Source organism: Streptococcus sp. CF8_Ac1-9 (assembly GCF_024295565.1).
GTDB lineage: Bacteria > Bacillota > Bacilli > Lactobacillales > Streptococcaceae > Streptococcus > Streptococcus parasanguinis_X.
Map to the genome: position 1 here is coordinate 156,884 of NZ_JANCOY010000004.1, position 18,003 is coordinate 174,886.

Consider the following 18,003-nt stretch of genomic DNA (forward strand, 5'->3'; position numbering starts at 1 on the left):
ACCATTTTTTTAAAAAATCCTTCCCCCCCTTACTCTCACAAGGGTTTATACGGTTGGAATTTTGTTCTCATTTTTCCAACCTCATTGTTAAAATTCCAACTATCCATTTTTGAAAAAACCAGATGTAGTAACCTTCCCGAATTTTATGCCTTTCTTGTATTGCCATTCCTGTTGATTTTGTAGAGCCATTCTTATTTTTGCCTTTTGCTTTTGAGTGGGGCTGTCGTTCAGATAGACTTCTTGAAAAAATAGGTTAACAGTTAAGCGATCACGTTCAACTAATTTCCCGTATTTTTCATCTAGTTTTTCTTCCTCACCATTTCCATTAAGCCAAATTCCATTGGTTAAAATTTCATGGATAAAATACTTTCTAACTTTATCATTAGGAGGGCTAAAATACATTCTTTCGGGATAGGGGGTATTTAGATATCTTTCAAGATCTTCTAATTCTTCATCTATAGCTTTATATTTGGCCCGTATAGCGTTTACTAGGGCTTCTTGTTCATCTGATAGGGTTAAGTCTTTATTATCTCTCCAAGCCTTGACCATACCACCCCAGAACCTCCTACGATCATTTTCAGTCCAGTTTCTACCTTTGTAGGAACTATCTTTATAGACTTCAGCAACAAGAAAACGACGTTCTCCAGTTAAATCATTTAGGAAGTCGGGCTGGTTCGTTGCCCGTACAATAACAAAGTTTTTCAGTAATCGCCTATCAGTGCTACCATAAGGCGGGCGATATTCGATTTTTCTATCAGTTATGAACCTTTTTAATTCTTGGAAACTGGTCTTTTTAGTTGCTACCATTTCATCATCAAAAACGCACCAATTTCTCACCATTCGGGCTTTATCGTCTTTATCCGTGAAAGTTTCAACGGTTGTGAAGTATTGATCTGTAAACAAGCCTTCAAAAAATTGTGTTTTTCCTACCCCTTGTTTACCAGTCAAATCTAATACAAAATCAAACTTTACACTAGGATCAAACACTTTCGCAACTGCTCCACGAAAAAATAGATCAAATATTATCCGATTGTATTTACTATCTTCTACATTAAGATATTGACGTAAAATATTAAATGTTTCTGGTGGATCACTGCAAGAATTATATTCCCTTTCACATTCTAGCAAGAATTTTTTCAAGGGGTTGTAACCTTGTGTACGGGCCACAACTTCCAAAGTGTCAGAAATATCGCTTTTTTTAAAATCCACTTTATATTTTTTTGCAATATATAGACGAATTTCTTTTAAAACACTATCATCTGCTACCCCAGTAAGCCCGTTATCACTATTGAGTTTTAATGAACCGATGATATCAATTTCATGTGTGAATTCATTATATCTTAACTTGTCTTTCAGTAGACTGTCTCCACTTATAATCTTACTCAAATTATCTAAACTAGAAGCCCAGCCTTTCCCTTTGGCCTTTTCAACCAAACCAAGACTATTATTTTCGGTCTCTGTTTCTCTTCTTTCCGTAAGGTTTGGAAAGTTCGGGGAAGCCCGTTCTTCTTGTATTGTCTTTTCTAATGCTTTTTTAACACTCATGTAGTTACCTCATAACGGTTTATCAATTCAACAAAATCACGGGCAAGAGATTTCTTTTTAACGATATTAGAAAAGATCTGTATGATTATTTCTAAATTATATCCAGCCCCGATCATCATTTTTAAAAAGGTAGATACTTCTGTTCGATCATTTAAGCCATACGCAACAAATTCCAGTAATGGCCCATTAAATTCTAAACCATAGCCATTTTTATAACCTCTAAATTTATAGACTTCATATAATTGTAAAAACTCTAGTAAGTCCCCTTGTAATTTACTAATAGGGAAATTACGTACTAACTTCCAGCCCCTATTTTCTAGGTTTTTAGAGTTGGTTACTACTTGGATAAGCATTTTAGGGCTTACTTGTTCAGTCAGATTTTCCCCCATCGGTTCATAGTAAATAAAAGCGTACCACTCATTCTTTTTATAAACCCTAGTAGGGGTATCCTTCAAAAAGTCAAATTCTTGTATCTTTTGTTCTTGTAGAAATAAAATCACTTGTCTATACATCTTTTCACCTTCTCAAAATGTTCTATGATCTTCTTTTCAGCTTCTTCATCTGTACCTAATGGCAGTAATAAAAGATTAAAAGGAGCATTATATACTGCTTTGTTAAAATCTTTAGACGGTTCATAATATCTCACTTCCATTTCTCTCTACCTCACTGATAAGAACAAATAAATGTCACTTGGGCGATAATAAACTTTTCTAGCTCTCTCAGTTGGGGTTTGCAGTTTTTTCAGTCCAAGTTTTTCCCAATTTCTTAGAGTTTCTCCTGAGACTCCTAGAGCCTCTTTTAATTCTTCTCTAGTAATAAGATCTAGTTTCCCTTTTCGTTCCATTTCTAAATTCACAAGTGTTTCTAAAGTCTCTTTTTGTGCTTGAAGCCATTCCAATTGAATTTCCTTTGAAAGTAATTCCATATCCTTACCCCTTTCAATTAAAACGCTTGCCAGCTAACCAAACATAAGCCCCATAATCTGGATTTAATCCTTTTGAAACTTCTAGCTTTTCTTTTTCTGCAACTAGTTTGATTGGACTTGGTCTATTCCATATTTTCCATACAATTTTAAATAGAATTACAAGTAAAATAATGGTTTTGTCAGTTGGTAAATTCCATTCATTCATTTTATTTTCCTCATTCTCTTTTGAACTTCTATACCCCTCTAAATCAGCTATTTTTCCTGATCTATAGGCGTTTTATGGCGATTTTTCATAGATAGATATCCATGAATTTACTAAACAAAGCCTTAGAATTGCCCTGTCAGCATGACTTTTCTTACACTGTTTTTCTTTTTTCACCTATCCGCTTGCCAGTTTAATAAGTGATTATTTATTTAATTTTTGTTTATGTCCTATCTGATCTCCAAGTCTTTTATAAAAAACATAAAATTCAGATCTTGATATTCCTCCATGGTATATTGAAATCAGTATCACTGCCCTACTTAATAATCGGGGATAATGAGAAAACTTACTTCCATCTTGTGTACCACTCTAATTTTTGATATACTAGGTACATAAAAAGTATTTAGAAAGCTGTTCTTTCTATGTACGTTTCTTTTCAAGTCATATACTAAAACCTTGGTCGGGGCAAGTATGTGACTTTTTTTGTTGTCTTTTTCCAAAATCATGTGTACATTATGTATCCTTCCTATTCTTTCACATCTAGAAATTCATCAATAGTTACCCCTAGAAAACTTGAAACTTTCTTCAAAGTATCTAACGTTGGACTTTTTGCCCGTTCATAGTATAATGCCGTTAGTGTACTTTTTGATATTCCTGTAGCTTCTGCAACGTCAGAAGTTTTTTTCCGTTGCTTTGCTAATAACAAGCGCATGTTGTTTCTCATGCTATACCTCCTCTATATTATTTTATGGTGTTTACTAATTTGTACGCAACTTCCTGCGGTACATCTTGAATTATACACGCATCTTTTTGCGTTGTCAATACTTTTTTAAAAAATAAATGCAATTTTTTGCGTCTGTTTAAATATTTTTTGTGTTATAATGTTTTTGAAAGGTGTTTACTATGAATAGATTGAAAGAATTACGCAAAAAGAAAGGAATTTCACAAAAGGAATTCTCTAAAGAACACAATATTCCTTTACGTACTCTACAAAGTTGGGAAAATGGTGAGAGTCAATTCAAAGCAGATAGAGGGCAACAGTTAGCCGAATATTTTGGTGTAAGTTTAAATCATTTATTAGGTTTTGAAGATGAACCCCATAAATCCATGCCCGACTTGGTCCAGCAAAATCCAGAGCATTTCCCTAAAGATAAAGATGGTTTTCTAAAATTCACGCCCCAAGGACTTGTGGACGCCTCTTTAGAAGATAATAATAGATATTTTTTTATTGACAATATAATTGAGTTTGTTAGGAATACAGAAACTACAAATAAAGAATTAGAGTTACTATCTGATTTAGTAGATACTTTTAAAAATAAAAAGTCGTAACGTTTCGACATTCTAAAAATGCAATTTACGCTATTTAAATTTCCCAATGTTGGGAAATATCAAGCACTAGTTTAGTAAGTGCAATTTCCAGATCACTTTCGTTAAACTAAAAGCGACAACGTTGTCGTTTATCATATTTCGAAACGTTTCGAAATGTTGCAACGTTGCAACATATTGTTTCTTCGTTTTTCGAAGAAACAAATCTAATCTAAAAACGTTCAACGTTGAACGATTTCAAATTACCCAACGTTGGGTAATTAAATTATGTGACGTCACATAATATAGAAAGCCCAAGAAATGGCAAATACGACCCCATGGTCGTATTTAATACCCTTAATAAGTGACAACGTTGTCACATTTACTAAATTTTCTTTTCTCACCTATCCGCTTGCCTGTTGATGGAAAGGAAAGAAAAATGAATATCAAAACCGTAGTAAAAAAGAATGGCCAAACTGTTTACCGTGCTAGTGTTTATTTAGGTGTAGATCAGATGACGGGGAAAAAGGCCCGTACCACTGTTACAGCTAATACTAAAACGGCAGTCAAAATCAAGGCTAGGGAAGCTATTAATACCTTTGCCAACAATGGATATTGTGCTAAAAATAAACCAATGATCACTACTTATAGAGAGTTAGTTGCTCTATGGTGGGAGAGTTATAAAAACACAATCAAACCAAACTCCCAACAATCTATGGAGGGTATTGTAAGGATTCATATTTTGCCCGTTTTTGGCGATTATAAACTAAATAGCCTAACTACCCCTATTATTCAACAACAAGTAAATAAATGGGCAGATAGAGCGAATAGAGGGGAGAAGGGAGCATACGCAAATTATAGTTTTCTAAACAATATTAATCGCCGTATACTTCAATATGGGGTTACTATGCAAGTGATCCAGCACAATCCAGCCCGTGATGTTATTATTCCACGTAAGCAACAAGCAAAGGAACAAAAGATTAGATTTTTTAGCAATCAAGAATTAAAGAAATTTCTAGCCTATCTTGATAATTTGGATCTAAATTTATATGAAAATCTTTTTGATTACGTTCTTTATAAAACTTTGCTGGCCAGTGGTTGCCGTATCGGGGAAGCTCTAGCCCTTGAATGGTCTGATATAAACCTTAAAACAGGTACTATCAGTATATCTAAGACTTTAAACAGATATCAAGAAACAAATACCCCTAAATCAAAAGCAGGCCTAAGAGATATTGAAATAGATCCAGCGACTATATCACTTTTAAAGCAGTATAAAAAGCGCCAACAAGTAGAATGTTGGAAGCTGGGAAGGTCTGAAAATATTGTGTTCACACCTTTTACTACTAAATACGCTTACGCTTGCTTATTGAGAAAAAGACTACAGGAGCATTTTAAGAGTGCTGGGGTACCCGATATAAGTTTTCATGGTTTTCGCCATACCCATGCTACTATTATGCTTTACGCTGGAATAGAGGCTAAAGATCTGCAATATAGACTAGGCCACTCTAATATAACAATGACTTTAAATACATACGTCCACGCTACAAAAGAAGGCGCAAAAAAAGCCGTCTCAATATTTGAAACGGCAATCAGCAATTTATAAATACAGTAAAATACAGGGTGAACCTGAAAAGGTACACCCTCTTACTATACAAAAATTAGTCATAGGTAACTAAAAGGGTAGTAAAAAGAAACAAAGCACTCTAGGGAAAATACCTAAAGTGCTTTGTTTAAAGGCTTTCCAGCCTGTCATAGTTAAAAAGATATTACAACATTTTGTTGTAGAATTCAACGACAAGTGCTTCGTTGATTTCTGGGTTGATTTCATCACGTTCTGGAAGACGTGTCAATGAACCTTCCAATTTGTCAGCATCGAATGATACGAATGCTGGACGTCCAACTGTAGCTTCAACAGCTTCAAGAATAGCTGGAACTTTAGCTGATTTTTCGCGAACTGAGATCACTTGACCTGGAGTTACACGGTATGAAGGGATATCAACGCGTTTTCCGTCAACAAGGATGTGACCGTGGTTAACGAATTGACGAGCTTGACGACGAGTAGTCGCAAGTCCAAGACGGTAAACAACGTTATCCAAACGACGTTCCAAAAGAAGCATGAAGTTGAAACCGACAGTTCCTTCTTTAACTTTAGTAGCTTGTACGAACAAGTTACGGAATTGTTTTTCACCAAGTCCGTAAGAGAAACGAAGTTTTTGTTTTTCAGCTAATTGCAAACCGTATTCTGACAATTTTGAACGGTTGTTTGGTCCGTGTTGACCTGGTACGTAGTTACGACGTGCCAATTCTTTACCTGTACCTGTAAGTGACAAGCCAAGACGGCGAGATTGTTTCCAAGATGGTCCTGTATAACGTGACATTTGAAATGTCCTCCTATAAAAATAATTTTTTGTAGGAAATAACGTTTTAGACAAACCTGATTCGTTCAGAAAGCCTTCGCCCAAACAGCAAAGGTTACTTTTCTAGCTGGCTTCCTGTTGACGAGCTTCATTTTGTCCTGCTGTCATTTCGCACAAATTCTATTCTATCACGGAATAGAAACTTTGTAAAGTCCTTCAAAACAATTTCAATGAAATTCAGACAATAATTCTATGATTCGTTTTTTATATTGCAATTGTTGCCAGTCTCTATCCGTTGCTGGATCCCATTTTAAAGGAAGATCTGCAATAATTTCACCGGGATTATGATTCAAGATATAGATCCGGTCACTCAATGTCAAAGCTTCTTCGATACTATGAGTGATCACTAGAGTGGTGAGACCAAGACGTTCCTTGCTTTCTAGATACCAGTGATAAAGATCCTGCCTTGTCAATTCATCTAAGGCACTAAAAGCTTCATCTAATAGGAAGACAGAATGACCCAATAGATAAGTCCTTAATAGCGCCACCCGTTGCCGCATCCCCCCACTCAGCGCATTAGGATAAAGGTTGGCGATACTTCCCAATTTAAATTCATCTAACAATTTTAGAGCTGTAGATGTTGCCTCTTCCTTAGGAATCTTTTTTAATTGAAGGGGAAGAATAATATTTCCCAATACTGTCTTATGTTCTAACAAAAGATCCTTTTGTAGCATATAGCTGACTTTTCCAAAGGAGATCGGGGCATCATCTACTTCTATAGCGCCCTTTTGTAAGGGAAGGATCCCAGCAATTAAATTAAACAAGGTTGATTTCCCTACCCCACTTGGACCTAGAATAGAGACGATTTCTCCTTTTTGCACTTCTAGTGATACATTGTTTAAAACTGCTTTATCTCCAAAAGAGAAACTTACATCTTTTACGGTTAAAATATCAGTCACCTACCAATTCATTTGTGAAACCTTTGTCTTCTAAGTCATTTGAAACCAATCCTTGCTCTTTTGCCCAAGCATAAAAAGCATTCCAACGTTTGGAGTCAAACTGTCCCCATTTATCCTTGTCTGAAGCATATTGACTGGAAAGATATTTTTGAGAAGCTAGTACAAAATCACGCTGGTTAGCCAAAGCAGGGGCCTGTTTAATCAAGATATCTGCTGCTTCTTCTGGATGCTCTATAGCATATTGGTAGCCTTTTTTCACCGCTTGAATGAATTTTTTTGCTTCCTCTTTATGAGATTTCAAATAGTCATTGTTAGCAATAATAACAGGCGAATAGTAGTCAAATGCAGGAACAAAATCTTTCATATAGAAGAAATTGGTTTTCATTCCCTTTTGCTCAGCCAAAATTCCATCCCAACCGTGATAAATCCAAGCAGCATCAAAGACCTTATTTTCAATCGGAGTAATGGAATTTGAATCACTATTTGGAACCAATTTTACTTGATTAAAATCAGCCCCTTCTTTTTTCATCATCGATTTGATCATTTCCAACTCAATCGGATCATTCCAGGTACCATACTTCTTACCAACCAAATCTTTTGGACTTGTGATCGCTGCATCTTTTCTTGAAATAATCCCTGACGTATTGTGTTCGACAATAGCTGCAATAGCGGTAATACCCGCACCTTTATCCAATTTCTTGGCCATAGAATCTTGGAAATAAATACCAAATGGAGCTTTCCCATTGATAATCAAATCAGAACTACTGTCTTCCGGAGGAAGTTTTATATCTACATCCAGTCCTGCATCTTTAAAGTACCCTTTTTCCTTTGCTACATAGAGACCCGTGTGATTGGTATTCGGGGTCCAATCTAGAATAAAATCAATCTTTTTCAAACCACTTGACGATTGCTTGACAGAATTTTGACAAGCACTCAAGAAAACAAATCCCAATATTATTGAGAAAAATAAACCTATTGACTTTTTCATTAGCTATACCTCTTTTACATTTTTGTCAATTTAATTTTTACACCATTTACAAGTTTGTCAATCCTTTTTCCATTTTAGAATGGTTCGTTCTAATTGGTCAACGAGAAACATACCGAGTAAACTAATAGCAGAAATCAATACAATGATCGCAAACATCGTATCATACTGAAATAACTTCTTCGATTGGATCATATAGACCCCCAATCCATCAAAACCTCCTAACCATTCTGAAACTACCGTACTGATAAAAGCATAGGAAACGCTCACACGTAAACCTGCGAAAAAATAAGGAAGCGCTGCAGGAATTTTATAATGGACTAAAGTCTGAAAGCGATTGGCTTGCATAATCTGAAACAATCTCAGAATATCTTGATCGCAATGCCGAAAACCATCTAACAGACTGACTACGATGGGAAATACAACCGTAATAATGATCAAAACCAGTTTTGGAAGCATACCATAACCAAACCAAAGAACCAGGATAGGGGCCAAGGCAATCGTCGGAATGGTTTGAATAACAACCATAAAAGGATAGACCAGATCATTCACCCATTGAAAACTATCCATGAGAATCGCAAAGCCAGCAGCAAGAAGAACCCCTATAACAAGTCCGATCAAGGCCACTTGAAGGGTAGACAAACTGTGATGAATCAGGAGAGCTCGATCTCGTACAAAGGCATTCCCAATTTCAAGTGGCGTTGGTAATACAAATTTGGGGAGGATATTTAACAATCCTGCTAACTGCCATAAGACAAGAAGGCTGCTAAAACCTGCAAATCCTATCAACTGTTTTGAATATCTTTTTACAAGAGACATCGTAACCTCCTTTCTCACAAATAAAAAACGCCTCCAAAATAGGAGACGGATTGCACAAGGTCACTCATAACGAAAAATACATTTCATTTGTTTCCTACGCTGGCATTACCCAGATCAGGTGCGGTCGAAGCTTACACTTCCTCTCAGACTGTACACAGACTCCCATATGTATTTATTATAATAACTGATTTAGACGATAAAAGCAAGAAATTAATCCAAATAACGAATTAAATTCTTCTCTGTCAAAATATCTGAATAGGTGTAAGACTCCACGTAGGTATTGGCCGGTTCACCTGGTAAGCTATTGTCGTTCGTATACTCGATAATAAATAAAGAAGGATAGACCTCAATCAAGCGTCCAAATTTATTTTTTTGACGTTTCCGTCCATTTTCAAGCGTCATTTCAACCACTTGTCCTTCATGGGCCTTGATTTCTTCTTTAATTTTTTTCATTTTTGCAACATCTGTAAATGCATCACTCATCTTATTGATCCTCTCTCTTTGAAATACTTGAGAATTTATTGTATTCCTTTTGGAATATTAATTCGACTGTCCCACGCGCACCTGAACGGTTTTTCTCAATAATCACTTCAACCGTATTATTGGGCATTCCATCTTCTTCCTCTTCACCAGCTCGATCATAATAATCATCACGGTACAAGAAAGCAACAATATCCGCATCCTGCTCAATCGATCCAGATTCACGAATATCAGAAAGAACAGGACGTTTGTCTTGGCGCTGTTCCACACCACGTGATAGCTGACTCAAAGCAATAACGGGAACTTTTAGTTCCTTTGCCAAAATCTTTAACTGACGAGAAATTTCTGAAACTTCCTGTTGACGGTTTTCTCTTCCAGTCCCTGTAATCAGCTGCAGGTAGTCAATCAGAATAAGACCGAGATTGCCTGTTCCCTGCGCTAATTTTCTTGCTCTCGAACGAATCTCAGTGATCCGAATTCCTGGGGTATCATCGATGTAAATACTCGCATTGGCCAAATTTCCTTGAGCAATGGCATATTTCCGCCACTCTTCATCCGTCAATTGACCTGTACGAATCGAATGGGATTCAATCAAGCCTTCAGCTGCTAACATCCGGTCAACCAAACTTTCAGCACCCATTTCTAATGAGAAAATAGCCACTGTCTTATCCAACTTTGTCCCGATATTTTGAGCAATATTTAGAGCAAAGGCTGTTTTCCCTACTGCAGGACGAGCCGCTAAAATAATCAACTCTTCCTCATGTAGCCCTGTCGTCATATGGTCCAAATCGCGATAGCCTGTCGCAATACCCGTAATATCAGAGGTTTGAAGCGAGCGGGCTTCCAAGCTACCAAAATTTATATTCAAGATGTCTCGAATATTTTTAAATCCACTACGATTTGCGTTTTCACTAACATCAATCAGAGCTTTTTCAGCACCCGCAATGATTTCATCTGAAGGACTTGCACCATCATAAGCTTGATTAATACTTTCCGTTAATCGAGAGATCAATCGACGTAAGACAGCTTTTTCGGCAACAATTTTCGCGTAATACTCCGCGTTAGCTGAAGTTGGTACCGAATTAATGACTTCTACCAAATAGGAGAGACCACCAATATTTTGGAGATCCCCCTGACTATCTAAAATATTTCGAACAGTCGTCGCATCAATCGCATCCCCGCGGTCAGCTAGATCGATCATGGCTTTAAAAATCAAACGGTGCGAGTACTTAAAGAAATCGCCAGGCTCGATATATTCACGAACAAAGACCAATTTCCCCTCATCAATAAAGATGGCTCCCAACACTGATTGCTCCGCTTGGATATCCTGAGGTTGTGTTCGTAATTCCTCTATCTCAGCCATAAAAAAACCTTTCTATCGATCGTGTTTACCCTTCGTTTACACGAATATTAATCACACCTGTAACATCTTGATAAATTTTTACAGGGACGTCAATCAAACCTGTTGAACGAATTGGAGAGGAAACTTGGATATGACGTTTATCAATTTTAATGCCAAATTGTTTCTCAAGCTCTTCTGCAATCTTTTTATTGGTAATAGAGCCGAAAGTACGGCCATCTGGCCCAATTTTTTCCGTGAATTGAACAACAGTTGCTTCTTCTTCTAATTTTGCTTTAATCTTTTGCGCTTCTGCTAACAATTCAGCATGCGCTTTTTCTTCTGACTTTTGCTTTCCACGAAGTTCACCGATTGCTTGGGCATTGGCTTCTTTCGCAAGATTTTTCTTGATCAAAAAGTTTTGTGCATAACCAGTAGGCACTTCTTTAATTTCGCCTTTCTTACCTTTACCTTTTACATCCGCTAAGAAAATAACTTTCATTCTACATTCTCCTTTTCAATAGTTACTTCGTTTTCAATAGTCTCAATCAATTGTTGACGAATACTCATCAAATCTTGACCCTCAATTTGAGAAGCCGCCGAATTGAAATGACCTCCTCCGCCAAGCTGTTCCATGATACGCTGTACATTGACTTTGCTTCGACTACGTGCAGAAATCGAGACAGTTCCACTTTGATTACAAGCAATGACAAAGGTTGCTTCCACCTCAGACATGGCCAGCATACTATCAGCAGCCTTACTAATGGTTACTGAATCATAGGCTTTAGTCGTATTGGCACAAGCTACGATGATATGCGGCAAAATCTTTTCACCAGTCAAGATCAGTTCGTTCACTTCGCGGTACTCGTCAAACTGAATCGCAGAGATCTCCTGGATGGCTACACTATCACTACCTCTTGAACGAAGGTAACTCGCCACATCAAAGGTCCGACTTGTAACACGTGTGGAGAAGTTCTTAGTATCCAGCATGATCCCAGCCATCAAGACACTAGCTTGAATCTTCGTTAACCGATTTTTCTTCGACTTCTGGAACTGAATCAGTTCACTAACCAATTCGCTCGCACTACTTGCTCCACTTTCAATATAGGTGATCAGAACATTTTCAGGGAAATCATCGTCCCGACGGTGATGGTCAATGACAATAATCTGTTGAAATTCCTGATAAAATTCTTTAGAAAGGGTCAAAGCTGTCTTAGAATGGTCAACCATAATTAACAAAGAGCGATCCGTCACCATTTGCATGGCTTCCTCTAGGGAAAGGATTTTCGTTACCTGCTCTTCTTCTAGTTTCGCAATCGCTCTTGAAATATCACTTGCCATTGCATGCGGGTCATAGACCACATAAGAGGAGGCCAAAATATTGCTAGAGAAAAACTGCATTCCCACAGACGCTCCTAGAGCGTCCATATCCAAGTTTCTATGCCCAACAATGAAGACTTGATCAACGGATTTGATCTTATCCGAAATAGCTGTCATCATAGCGCGTGTGCGAGTCCGAGTCCGCTTCACAGCCGAAGCTGTTCCCCCACCAAAGAAAATAGGGTTTTTCTGTTCATCATTTTCCTTGACAACCGCTTGATCCCCACCACGAACTTCTGCAAGGTTTAGGTTCAAGAGAGCCCCTTTACCAATCTCATCATGCTTCCCGTCACCGTACGAGAATCCCATACTTAAGGTAATAGGTAGCTCACGATTTTTAGCTTCTTCACGGAATTGATCGATGACTGAAAATTTTGATTCCATCAACTGTTCTAAGACCGTGTAGTCTGTAAACAAATAGAAACGATCCATCCCCACACGTCTGTAAAACATATGGTAATGAGCTGTAAACTCTTCTACAAAGTTGGCAATAAAACTATTGATATTGCTAATATCAGAGTCTGAAATGACATCTTCTAGATCATCATAGTTATCAACAGAAATAATACCGATAACGGGACGAGTTGTCACCAACCCCACAGTTGCTTCATACTCACTTGAAACATCAAAAAAGTAAACAACACTAGACGTCTGATCAAAGTAAACGGAATATTTCTTATCGGCTACAGTGACATAGTGTCCTTTATCCTCAAACAGAGTATTGAGCAACTTTTTCAAGGATTCAACATCAAAGTCCCCATCATCTGTTGAAAAAATCAATTCAGCATAAGGGTTGAACCACTCTACTTCATTTGACTCTTCATTAATTTTGATAACTCCAACAGGCATTTTATCAAGGAGGGATGCTAATCCGCTTTCTGCCTGATGGTTCACATATTGTATTTGTTCTAATTCATCTAACTCTGAAATTTGTAACTGGTATTCAAATAAAGCAATCAATCCAGCTAAGACTAAAAAAATTGCAATGAGAGTTACATAGCCTTTGCCAAAGATTCTTAAAAAAATTGCTAAAATTGCAAATGAAATAAAACCAATTAACACATAATGGATGAACGATAAACGAAATTTTTTCATCATAAACCTCTTCTCGGAATTATACCATAATTAGAGGTAAAAAGCGAGGTTTCTCTCTATATTACAGAGAAGATTGACCAGTCAAAAACTCTTTCTCCACTTCACTACCTTGTAAACAAAAGTTTACAATCGTGTAAACAACAGCAACAAATTTCAATCTATAAAATTGAGGCTGAAACATCATCTCAGCCTCATTTGATTAGTGGTTTGCTTTGTTTTTGGAGATACTCCGAGATTTACCTTCCAAGTAAACCATTAAAATAGAGATATCTGCTGGATTGACACCTGAGATACGACTTGCTTGACCAATCGTTTCTGGATTAATTAATTTAAATTTTTGACGAGCTTCGGTTGCAATGGAGTCAATATCATCCCAGTCAATATTTGCTGGAATTCGTTTTTCTTCCATACGCTTCATTTTTTCGACTTGGTCCATTGCTTTTGAAATATAACCTTCGTATTTAATTTCAGTTTCAATCAATTCAATGATTTTATCATCCAGTTCTTCAGCTGCAGGACCGATAAATTCCACCACATCTTGGTAAGACACTTCTGGTCGTCTTAAGAATTCTTTAGCAGTGACAGCATCTGTCAATGGTTTAAAGCCCATTGCAGCAACCTTCTCATTGGTTTCCTTTACAGGCTTTAGCTTAATGCTATCCAAACGCTTCATCTCTTTTTCAAACTGATACTTCTTGGTTTCGAAACGTTGCCAACGTTCATCATCTACCAATCCAATTTCTCGTCCCATTTCTGTCAAGCGCATATCGGCATTATCATGACGCAAAATCAAACGGTATTCTGCACGGCTTGTTAACAAACGATACGGTTCGATCGTTCCCTTTGTTACCAAATCATCGATCATGACCCCAATATAACCATCACTGCGTTTCAAAATGAGTTCTGGTTTTCCTTGGATTTTTAGAGCCGCATTGATCCCTGCAATAATCCCTTGACCAGCGGCCTCCTCATAGCCAGACGTTCCATTGGTTTGGCCAGCTGTAAAGAGACCTGAAATTTTCTTGGTTTCCAAAGTTGCGCGCAATTGATGAGGCAAGACCATATCATACTCAATTGCATAACCCGTACGCATCATTTCAGCCTTCTCAAGTCCCTTAATAGAATGGACGAGATCCCGCTGAACATCCTCTGGTAAACTCGTTGACAACCCTTGAACATAGACTTCTTCTGTGTTTCGTCCCTCTGGTTCTAAGAATAGTTGATGACGTTCTTTGTCAGCAAAACGGACAATTTTATCCTCAATAGACGGACAATAGCGAGGACCTACTCCCTTTACAACTCCTGTAAACATAGGTGCCCGGTGTAAATTATTCTGGATAATTTCATGACTATGACCATTCGTATAAGTCAACCAACAAGGAACTTGATCCTTTACATAATCTTCATCACGCGATGTATAAGAAAAATGATTTGGAGCTTCATCTCCAGGTTGAATTTCCGTTTCGTCATAATTAATTGACGATGCCTTTACACGAGGTGGCGTGCCTGTTTTGAAACGTCCAATTTCTAATCCTAGCTGTTTGAGATTATCGGCCAAATTGATAGAAGCTAGACTATGATTAGGTCCTGACGAATACTTGAGGTCTCCAATGATAATTTCTCCGCGTAAAGCTGTCCCAGTAGTGACAATAACAGCCTTTGCGCCATATTCTTGGTGAGTCGCAGTCCTTACACCAACAACCTTACCATTCTCCACCAAAATCTCATCAATCATGGTTTGGCGAAGGGTTAAATTTTCTTGGTTTTCAACCGTTTTCCGCATTTCTTTTGAGTAAAGTTCTTTGTCTGCTTGAGCCCGAAGTGCACGAACCGCAGGACCTTTACCAGTATTGAGCATTTTCATTTGGATGTAGGTCTTGTCGATATTCTTCGCCATTTCTCCACCGAGGGCATCGACTTCACGCACGACAATCCCCTTAGCAGAACCACCAATAGAGGGATTACAAGGCATAAAAGCCAGCATTTCAATGTTAATAGTCGCAAGTAAGACCTTACAACCCATACGGCTAGCAGCTAGAGAGGCTTCTACTCCCGCATGCCCCGCACCGATTACAATGATATCGTATTCTTCTATAAAGTTATAATTCATTCTATTTCTCCTATTTCTCAAGATGGATGTGTCGTAATTTTCCGTCCCAGTCTGGTAGGGCTGATTTTAAAAAAGCCGGTTTCAGGTCAACAGTGTGTAAATCATCTAAAGCAATCCAACGGCAAGGTAATTGCTTTGTATCTTCCTGCATGACCAAAGGTGCATCTTCCAGTAAGTCCACCAAATAATGAAATTCAATGTTATGGTAGTGGATTCCAGCTTGTTCAAAGTGATTTTCAACCACGAAAGCTAACGGACCTGCTGTAGATGTGACACCAAGTTCCTCTTTGACTTCCCGAACTACAGCATCTTCTGTAGTTTCATTGACTTGAATAGCACCTCCGATTGTATAACAGCCGTCCTCATCTTCTATGACGAACAAGCGATTATCTTTTACAATCAAAGCAGTCGCCCTCACACCAAAAACAGTAGAACCTATTTTCGTTCGAAAATCCTGTCGCCTCATTTTACTTCCTTTCGAAATCACAAAAAAATAGTCAAAACTCTGAGAAGTGCAGGACAAAAAAGCCTGCAACATCCATGAGCTTTGACCATCATTTCTATTGCTTTTATTATTGTAGCAAATTGAGAAAATTTGTCAATTAAATATACTGACAAACTTTTCCATCCCGATAAGCATTGTCAATCAAGCCACCGCCTAGACACTCTTCACCGTCGTAAAAGACAACAGCTTGTCCTGGTGTAATGGCTCGTTGAGGTTCTGCGAAAATCACTTCTGCCTTGTCACCTTTAACGTGTACAGTCACCTTTGAGTCAGGCTGACGATAGCGGAACTTAGCTGTACACTCTAATGTAAACTCTTCTGGCATATCTCGTGTAAAGTGAACTTGACTAGCCTGTAAACTTGTTGACATCAATGCTTCATGATAGAAACCTTGACCGACATAAAGAATATTTTGACTGAGGTCTTTCCCAACTACAAACCATGGAGCATTGTCTCCACCTTGTTGACCACCAATTCCAAGTCCACCCCGTTGACCGATTGTGTAATACATCAAACCAGCATGTTCACCCATATCTCGTCCATCGATGGTCATCATTCGACCTGGTTGGGCAGGAAGGTAGTTCCCTAGAAATTCTTTGAAATTCTTTTCTCCGATAAAGCAAATCCCAGTTGAGTCTTTCTTTTTAGCTGTTGCTAATCCAGCTTCTTCAGCTAGACGACGAACCTCTGGCTTTTCCAAATGTCCCAATGGGAACATGGTTTTTTGAAGTTGTTCTTGTGAAAGCTGGCTTAAGAAATAAGTTTGGTCCTTCCCGTTGTCAACGCCGCGTAACATATGAACAATGCCATCTTCATCACGCGCCACACGCGCATAGTGCCCTGTCGCTACATAATCTGCACCGAGTGTCATAGCATAATCTAAAAAGGCCTTAAATTTGATTTCCTTATTACACATGACATCCGGATTTGGTGTTCGACCAGCTCGGTATTCGGCAAGGAAATATTCAAAGACACGATCCCAGTATTCTTTCTCAAAGTTGACAGAATAGTAAGGAATGCCAATTTGGTCTGCAACCGCTGCTACATCTTTGTAATCTTCTGTAGCTGTACATACGCCATTTTCGTCTGTGTCGTCCCAGTTTTTCATGAAGATACCGATGACATCGTAACCCTGTTGCTTTAATAATAAAGCTGTTACAGATGAATCCACACCACCACTCATACCAACAACAACACGTGTTTTCGAGTTATCACTCATAGATTTCTCCCATCTTTTCGTTTCTCACGATTGAAGGTCGTGGTTTGCTTCAACGATTGAAGGTCGTTTTGAGCAGTTACCATTTTAACACGCTTTATATTAGAAAACAAGCATCTTACTATTCTTTTTGTTGATCAGGATCGATGGGTTTACAGGTCTGTAAATTTAAAAAGAGTCCTATTCAAGAACTCTTTTTAAACGAATTTAATACCAGCCATTTGCCAACCAGAAATTTTTAGCTGCTGACCATGATCCATAACGGTTGACAACATATTGATTGGCTACTTTTTCTTGGTTTGCAGGTGATAAATCACCATTCAAATAAGTGATAGTCAATTGGTAACGACCATAATATTGGCCATTTTGTGCTGTATAACTACCACTTGACTCTTTTTGGGCAATCCATTCCTTAGCAGCTGCATCTTCCGCATTCAAACCATCTGAAGCAGAGACAGTAGTTGTTGCTTGTGTAGTATCAGCTTTACTAGCAGGAGCTTGCTCCGTAGTTTTCTGCGTTGTATTTTCATCTTCAATCTCAAGAACTTGACCAACTGAGATAAGGTTCACATTACTAATCTTATTTTTCTTAGCAATTGCATCAACCGTTGTGTTCTTCTCTTTAGCAATAGCTGATAAAGTATCACCTGATTTTACAGTATAAGAATCTGCATTCGCTACAATTGGAAGGAAAAGTCCTGCAAGTAAACTAAGTCCAATAATTCGTTTCATCATTTGTTTTTTATTCATTATTATATACTCCTTTATTGGTATACCTCTA

Annotated in this window: 19 protein-coding genes and 1 riboswitch; of the genes, 2 read left to right on the top strand and 17 right to left on the bottom strand. The window is 37.9% G+C overall.

The genetic code is table 11. From position 1 onward, the window contains the following. Positions 1-99: 99 nt before the first annotated feature. The 5 genes from NML76_RS07870 to NML76_RS07890 form a co-directional block, all read right to left on the bottom strand. Positions 100-1,545, bottom strand: a complete 1,446-nt coding sequence (locus tag NML76_RS07870) for a virulence-associated E family protein (RefSeq protein ID WP_227038293.1) — start codon at positions 1,543-1,545, stop codon at positions 100-102. Beyond that, entirely contained in the window at positions 1,542-2,057 is a 516-nt protein-coding gene (locus tag NML76_RS07875; RefSeq protein ID WP_227038294.1) for a hypothetical protein, read from the bottom strand. The genes NML76_RS07870 and NML76_RS07875 overlap by 4 nt, the downstream gene beginning before the upstream one ends. Positions 2,058-2,203: 146 nt before the next feature. After that, positions 2,204-2,470 carry a MerR family transcriptional regulator gene (locus NML76_RS07880; RefSeq protein WP_227038295.1) on the bottom strand — a complete coding sequence of 89 codons (267 nt, stop codon included), beginning with the start codon at positions 2,468-2,470 and terminating at the stop codon, positions 2,204-2,206. Between the two features lie 13 nt (positions 2,471-2,483). Continuing rightward, positions 2,484-2,675: a hypothetical protein gene (locus NML76_RS07885; RefSeq protein WP_254733259.1), complete on the bottom strand. Its 192-nt coding sequence runs from the start codon at positions 2,673-2,675 to the stop codon at positions 2,484-2,486. A 523-nt stretch (positions 2,676-3,198) separates the two neighbouring features. Then, positions 3,199-3,396, bottom strand: coding sequence for a helix-turn-helix transcriptional regulator (locus tag NML76_RS07890; RefSeq protein WP_070449596.1), 198 nt, complete (start codon positions 3,394-3,396; stop codon positions 3,199-3,201). Positions 3,397-3,575: 179 nt separating this feature from the next. Between NML76_RS07890 and NML76_RS07895 the strand changes: the two genes are divergently transcribed. Together NML76_RS07895 and NML76_RS07900 are read left to right on the top strand one after the other, a co-directional pair. Continuing rightward, positions 3,576-4,001 (top strand): helix-turn-helix domain-containing protein, encoded by a 426-nt coding sequence (locus NML76_RS07895; RefSeq protein WP_254733260.1) that lies wholly within the window; start codon positions 3,576-3,578, stop codon positions 3,999-4,001. 415 nt (positions 4,002-4,416) lie between these two features. After that, positions 4,417-5,580 (top strand): site-specific integrase, encoded by a 1,164-nt coding sequence (locus NML76_RS07900; RefSeq protein WP_254733262.1) that lies wholly within the window; start codon positions 4,417-4,419, stop codon positions 5,578-5,580. Between the two features lie 163 nt (positions 5,581-5,743). Here the strand turns inward: NML76_RS07900 and rpsD are convergent, their stop codons facing one another. From rpsD to NML76_RS07960, 12 genes are all read right to left on the bottom strand, one after another. Beyond that, positions 5,744-6,355, bottom strand: a complete 612-nt coding sequence (gene rpsD / locus NML76_RS07905; RefSeq protein WP_003002210.1) for a 30S ribosomal protein S4 — start codon at positions 6,353-6,355, stop codon at positions 5,744-5,746. A gap of 206 nt (positions 6,356-6,561) precedes the next feature. Beyond that, positions 6,562-7,293 (bottom strand): ABC transporter ATP-binding protein, encoded by a 732-nt coding sequence (locus NML76_RS07910; protein WP_024056481.1) that lies wholly within the window; start codon positions 7,291-7,293, stop codon positions 6,562-6,564. Then, the gene (locus NML76_RS07915) at positions 7,286-8,281 is read right to left on the bottom strand and encodes an ABC transporter substrate-binding protein (RefSeq protein WP_049475071.1); all 996 of its coding nucleotides are present in this window, start codon (positions 8,279-8,281) and stop codon (positions 7,286-7,288) included. The genes NML76_RS07910 and NML76_RS07915 overlap by 8 nt, the downstream gene beginning before the upstream one ends. Before the next feature lie 57 nt (positions 8,282-8,338). Beyond that, the gene (locus NML76_RS07920) at positions 8,339-9,097 is read right to left on the bottom strand and encodes an ABC transporter permease (RefSeq protein WP_049516089.1); all 759 of its coding nucleotides are present in this window, start codon (positions 9,095-9,097) and stop codon (positions 8,339-8,341) included. A 74-nt stretch (positions 9,098-9,171) separates the two neighbouring features. Then, positions 9,172-9,273: riboswitch (TPP riboswitch) on the bottom strand. 34 nt (positions 9,274-9,307) lie between these two features. Next, a complete protein-coding gene (locus NML76_RS07925; RefSeq protein WP_003009183.1) occupies positions 9,308-9,580 on the bottom strand; it encodes a Veg family protein in 273 nt (90 codons plus the stop codon). Position 9,581: 1 nt separating this feature from the next. After that, positions 9,582-10,940, bottom strand: a complete 1,359-nt coding sequence (gene dnaB, locus NML76_RS07930) for a replicative DNA helicase (RefSeq protein ID WP_254733264.1) — start codon at positions 10,938-10,940, stop codon at positions 9,582-9,584. Positions 10,941-10,965: 25 nt separating this feature from the next. After that, on the bottom strand, positions 10,966-11,418 hold the full coding sequence (gene rplI / locus NML76_RS07935; protein ID WP_003002156.1) for a 50S ribosomal protein L9: 453 nt from the start codon (positions 11,416-11,418) through the stop codon (positions 10,966-10,968). Continuing rightward, positions 11,415-13,394: a DHH family phosphoesterase gene (locus tag NML76_RS07940; RefSeq protein ID WP_080982795.1), complete on the bottom strand. Its 1,980-nt coding sequence runs from the start codon at positions 13,392-13,394 to the stop codon at positions 11,415-11,417. Before NML76_RS07940 ends, rplI begins: the two co-directional genes overlap by 4 nt. Before the next feature lie 196 nt (positions 13,395-13,590). Further along, entirely contained in the window at positions 13,591-15,501 is a 1,911-nt protein-coding gene (gene mnmG / locus NML76_RS07945; protein WP_118096206.1) for a tRNA uridine-5-carboxymethylaminomethyl(34) synthesis enzyme MnmG, read from the bottom strand. 10 nt (positions 15,502-15,511) lie between these two features. After that, positions 15,512-15,967 carry an NUDIX hydrolase gene (locus tag NML76_RS07950; protein WP_070675875.1) on the bottom strand — a complete coding sequence of 152 codons (456 nt, stop codon included), beginning with the start codon at positions 15,965-15,967 and terminating at the stop codon, positions 15,512-15,514. A gap of 136 nt (positions 15,968-16,103) precedes the next feature. Then, a complete protein-coding gene (mnmA, locus tag NML76_RS07955) occupies positions 16,104-17,225 on the bottom strand; it encodes a tRNA 2-thiouridine(34) synthase MnmA (protein WP_023919979.1) in 1,122 nt (373 codons plus the stop codon). A 204-nt stretch (positions 17,226-17,429) separates the two neighbouring features. Further along, positions 17,430-17,972, bottom strand: a complete 543-nt coding sequence (locus NML76_RS07960) for a LysM peptidoglycan-binding domain-containing protein (protein WP_118227722.1) — start codon at positions 17,970-17,972, stop codon at positions 17,430-17,432. Between the last annotated feature and the right edge of the window lie 31 nt (positions 17,973-18,003).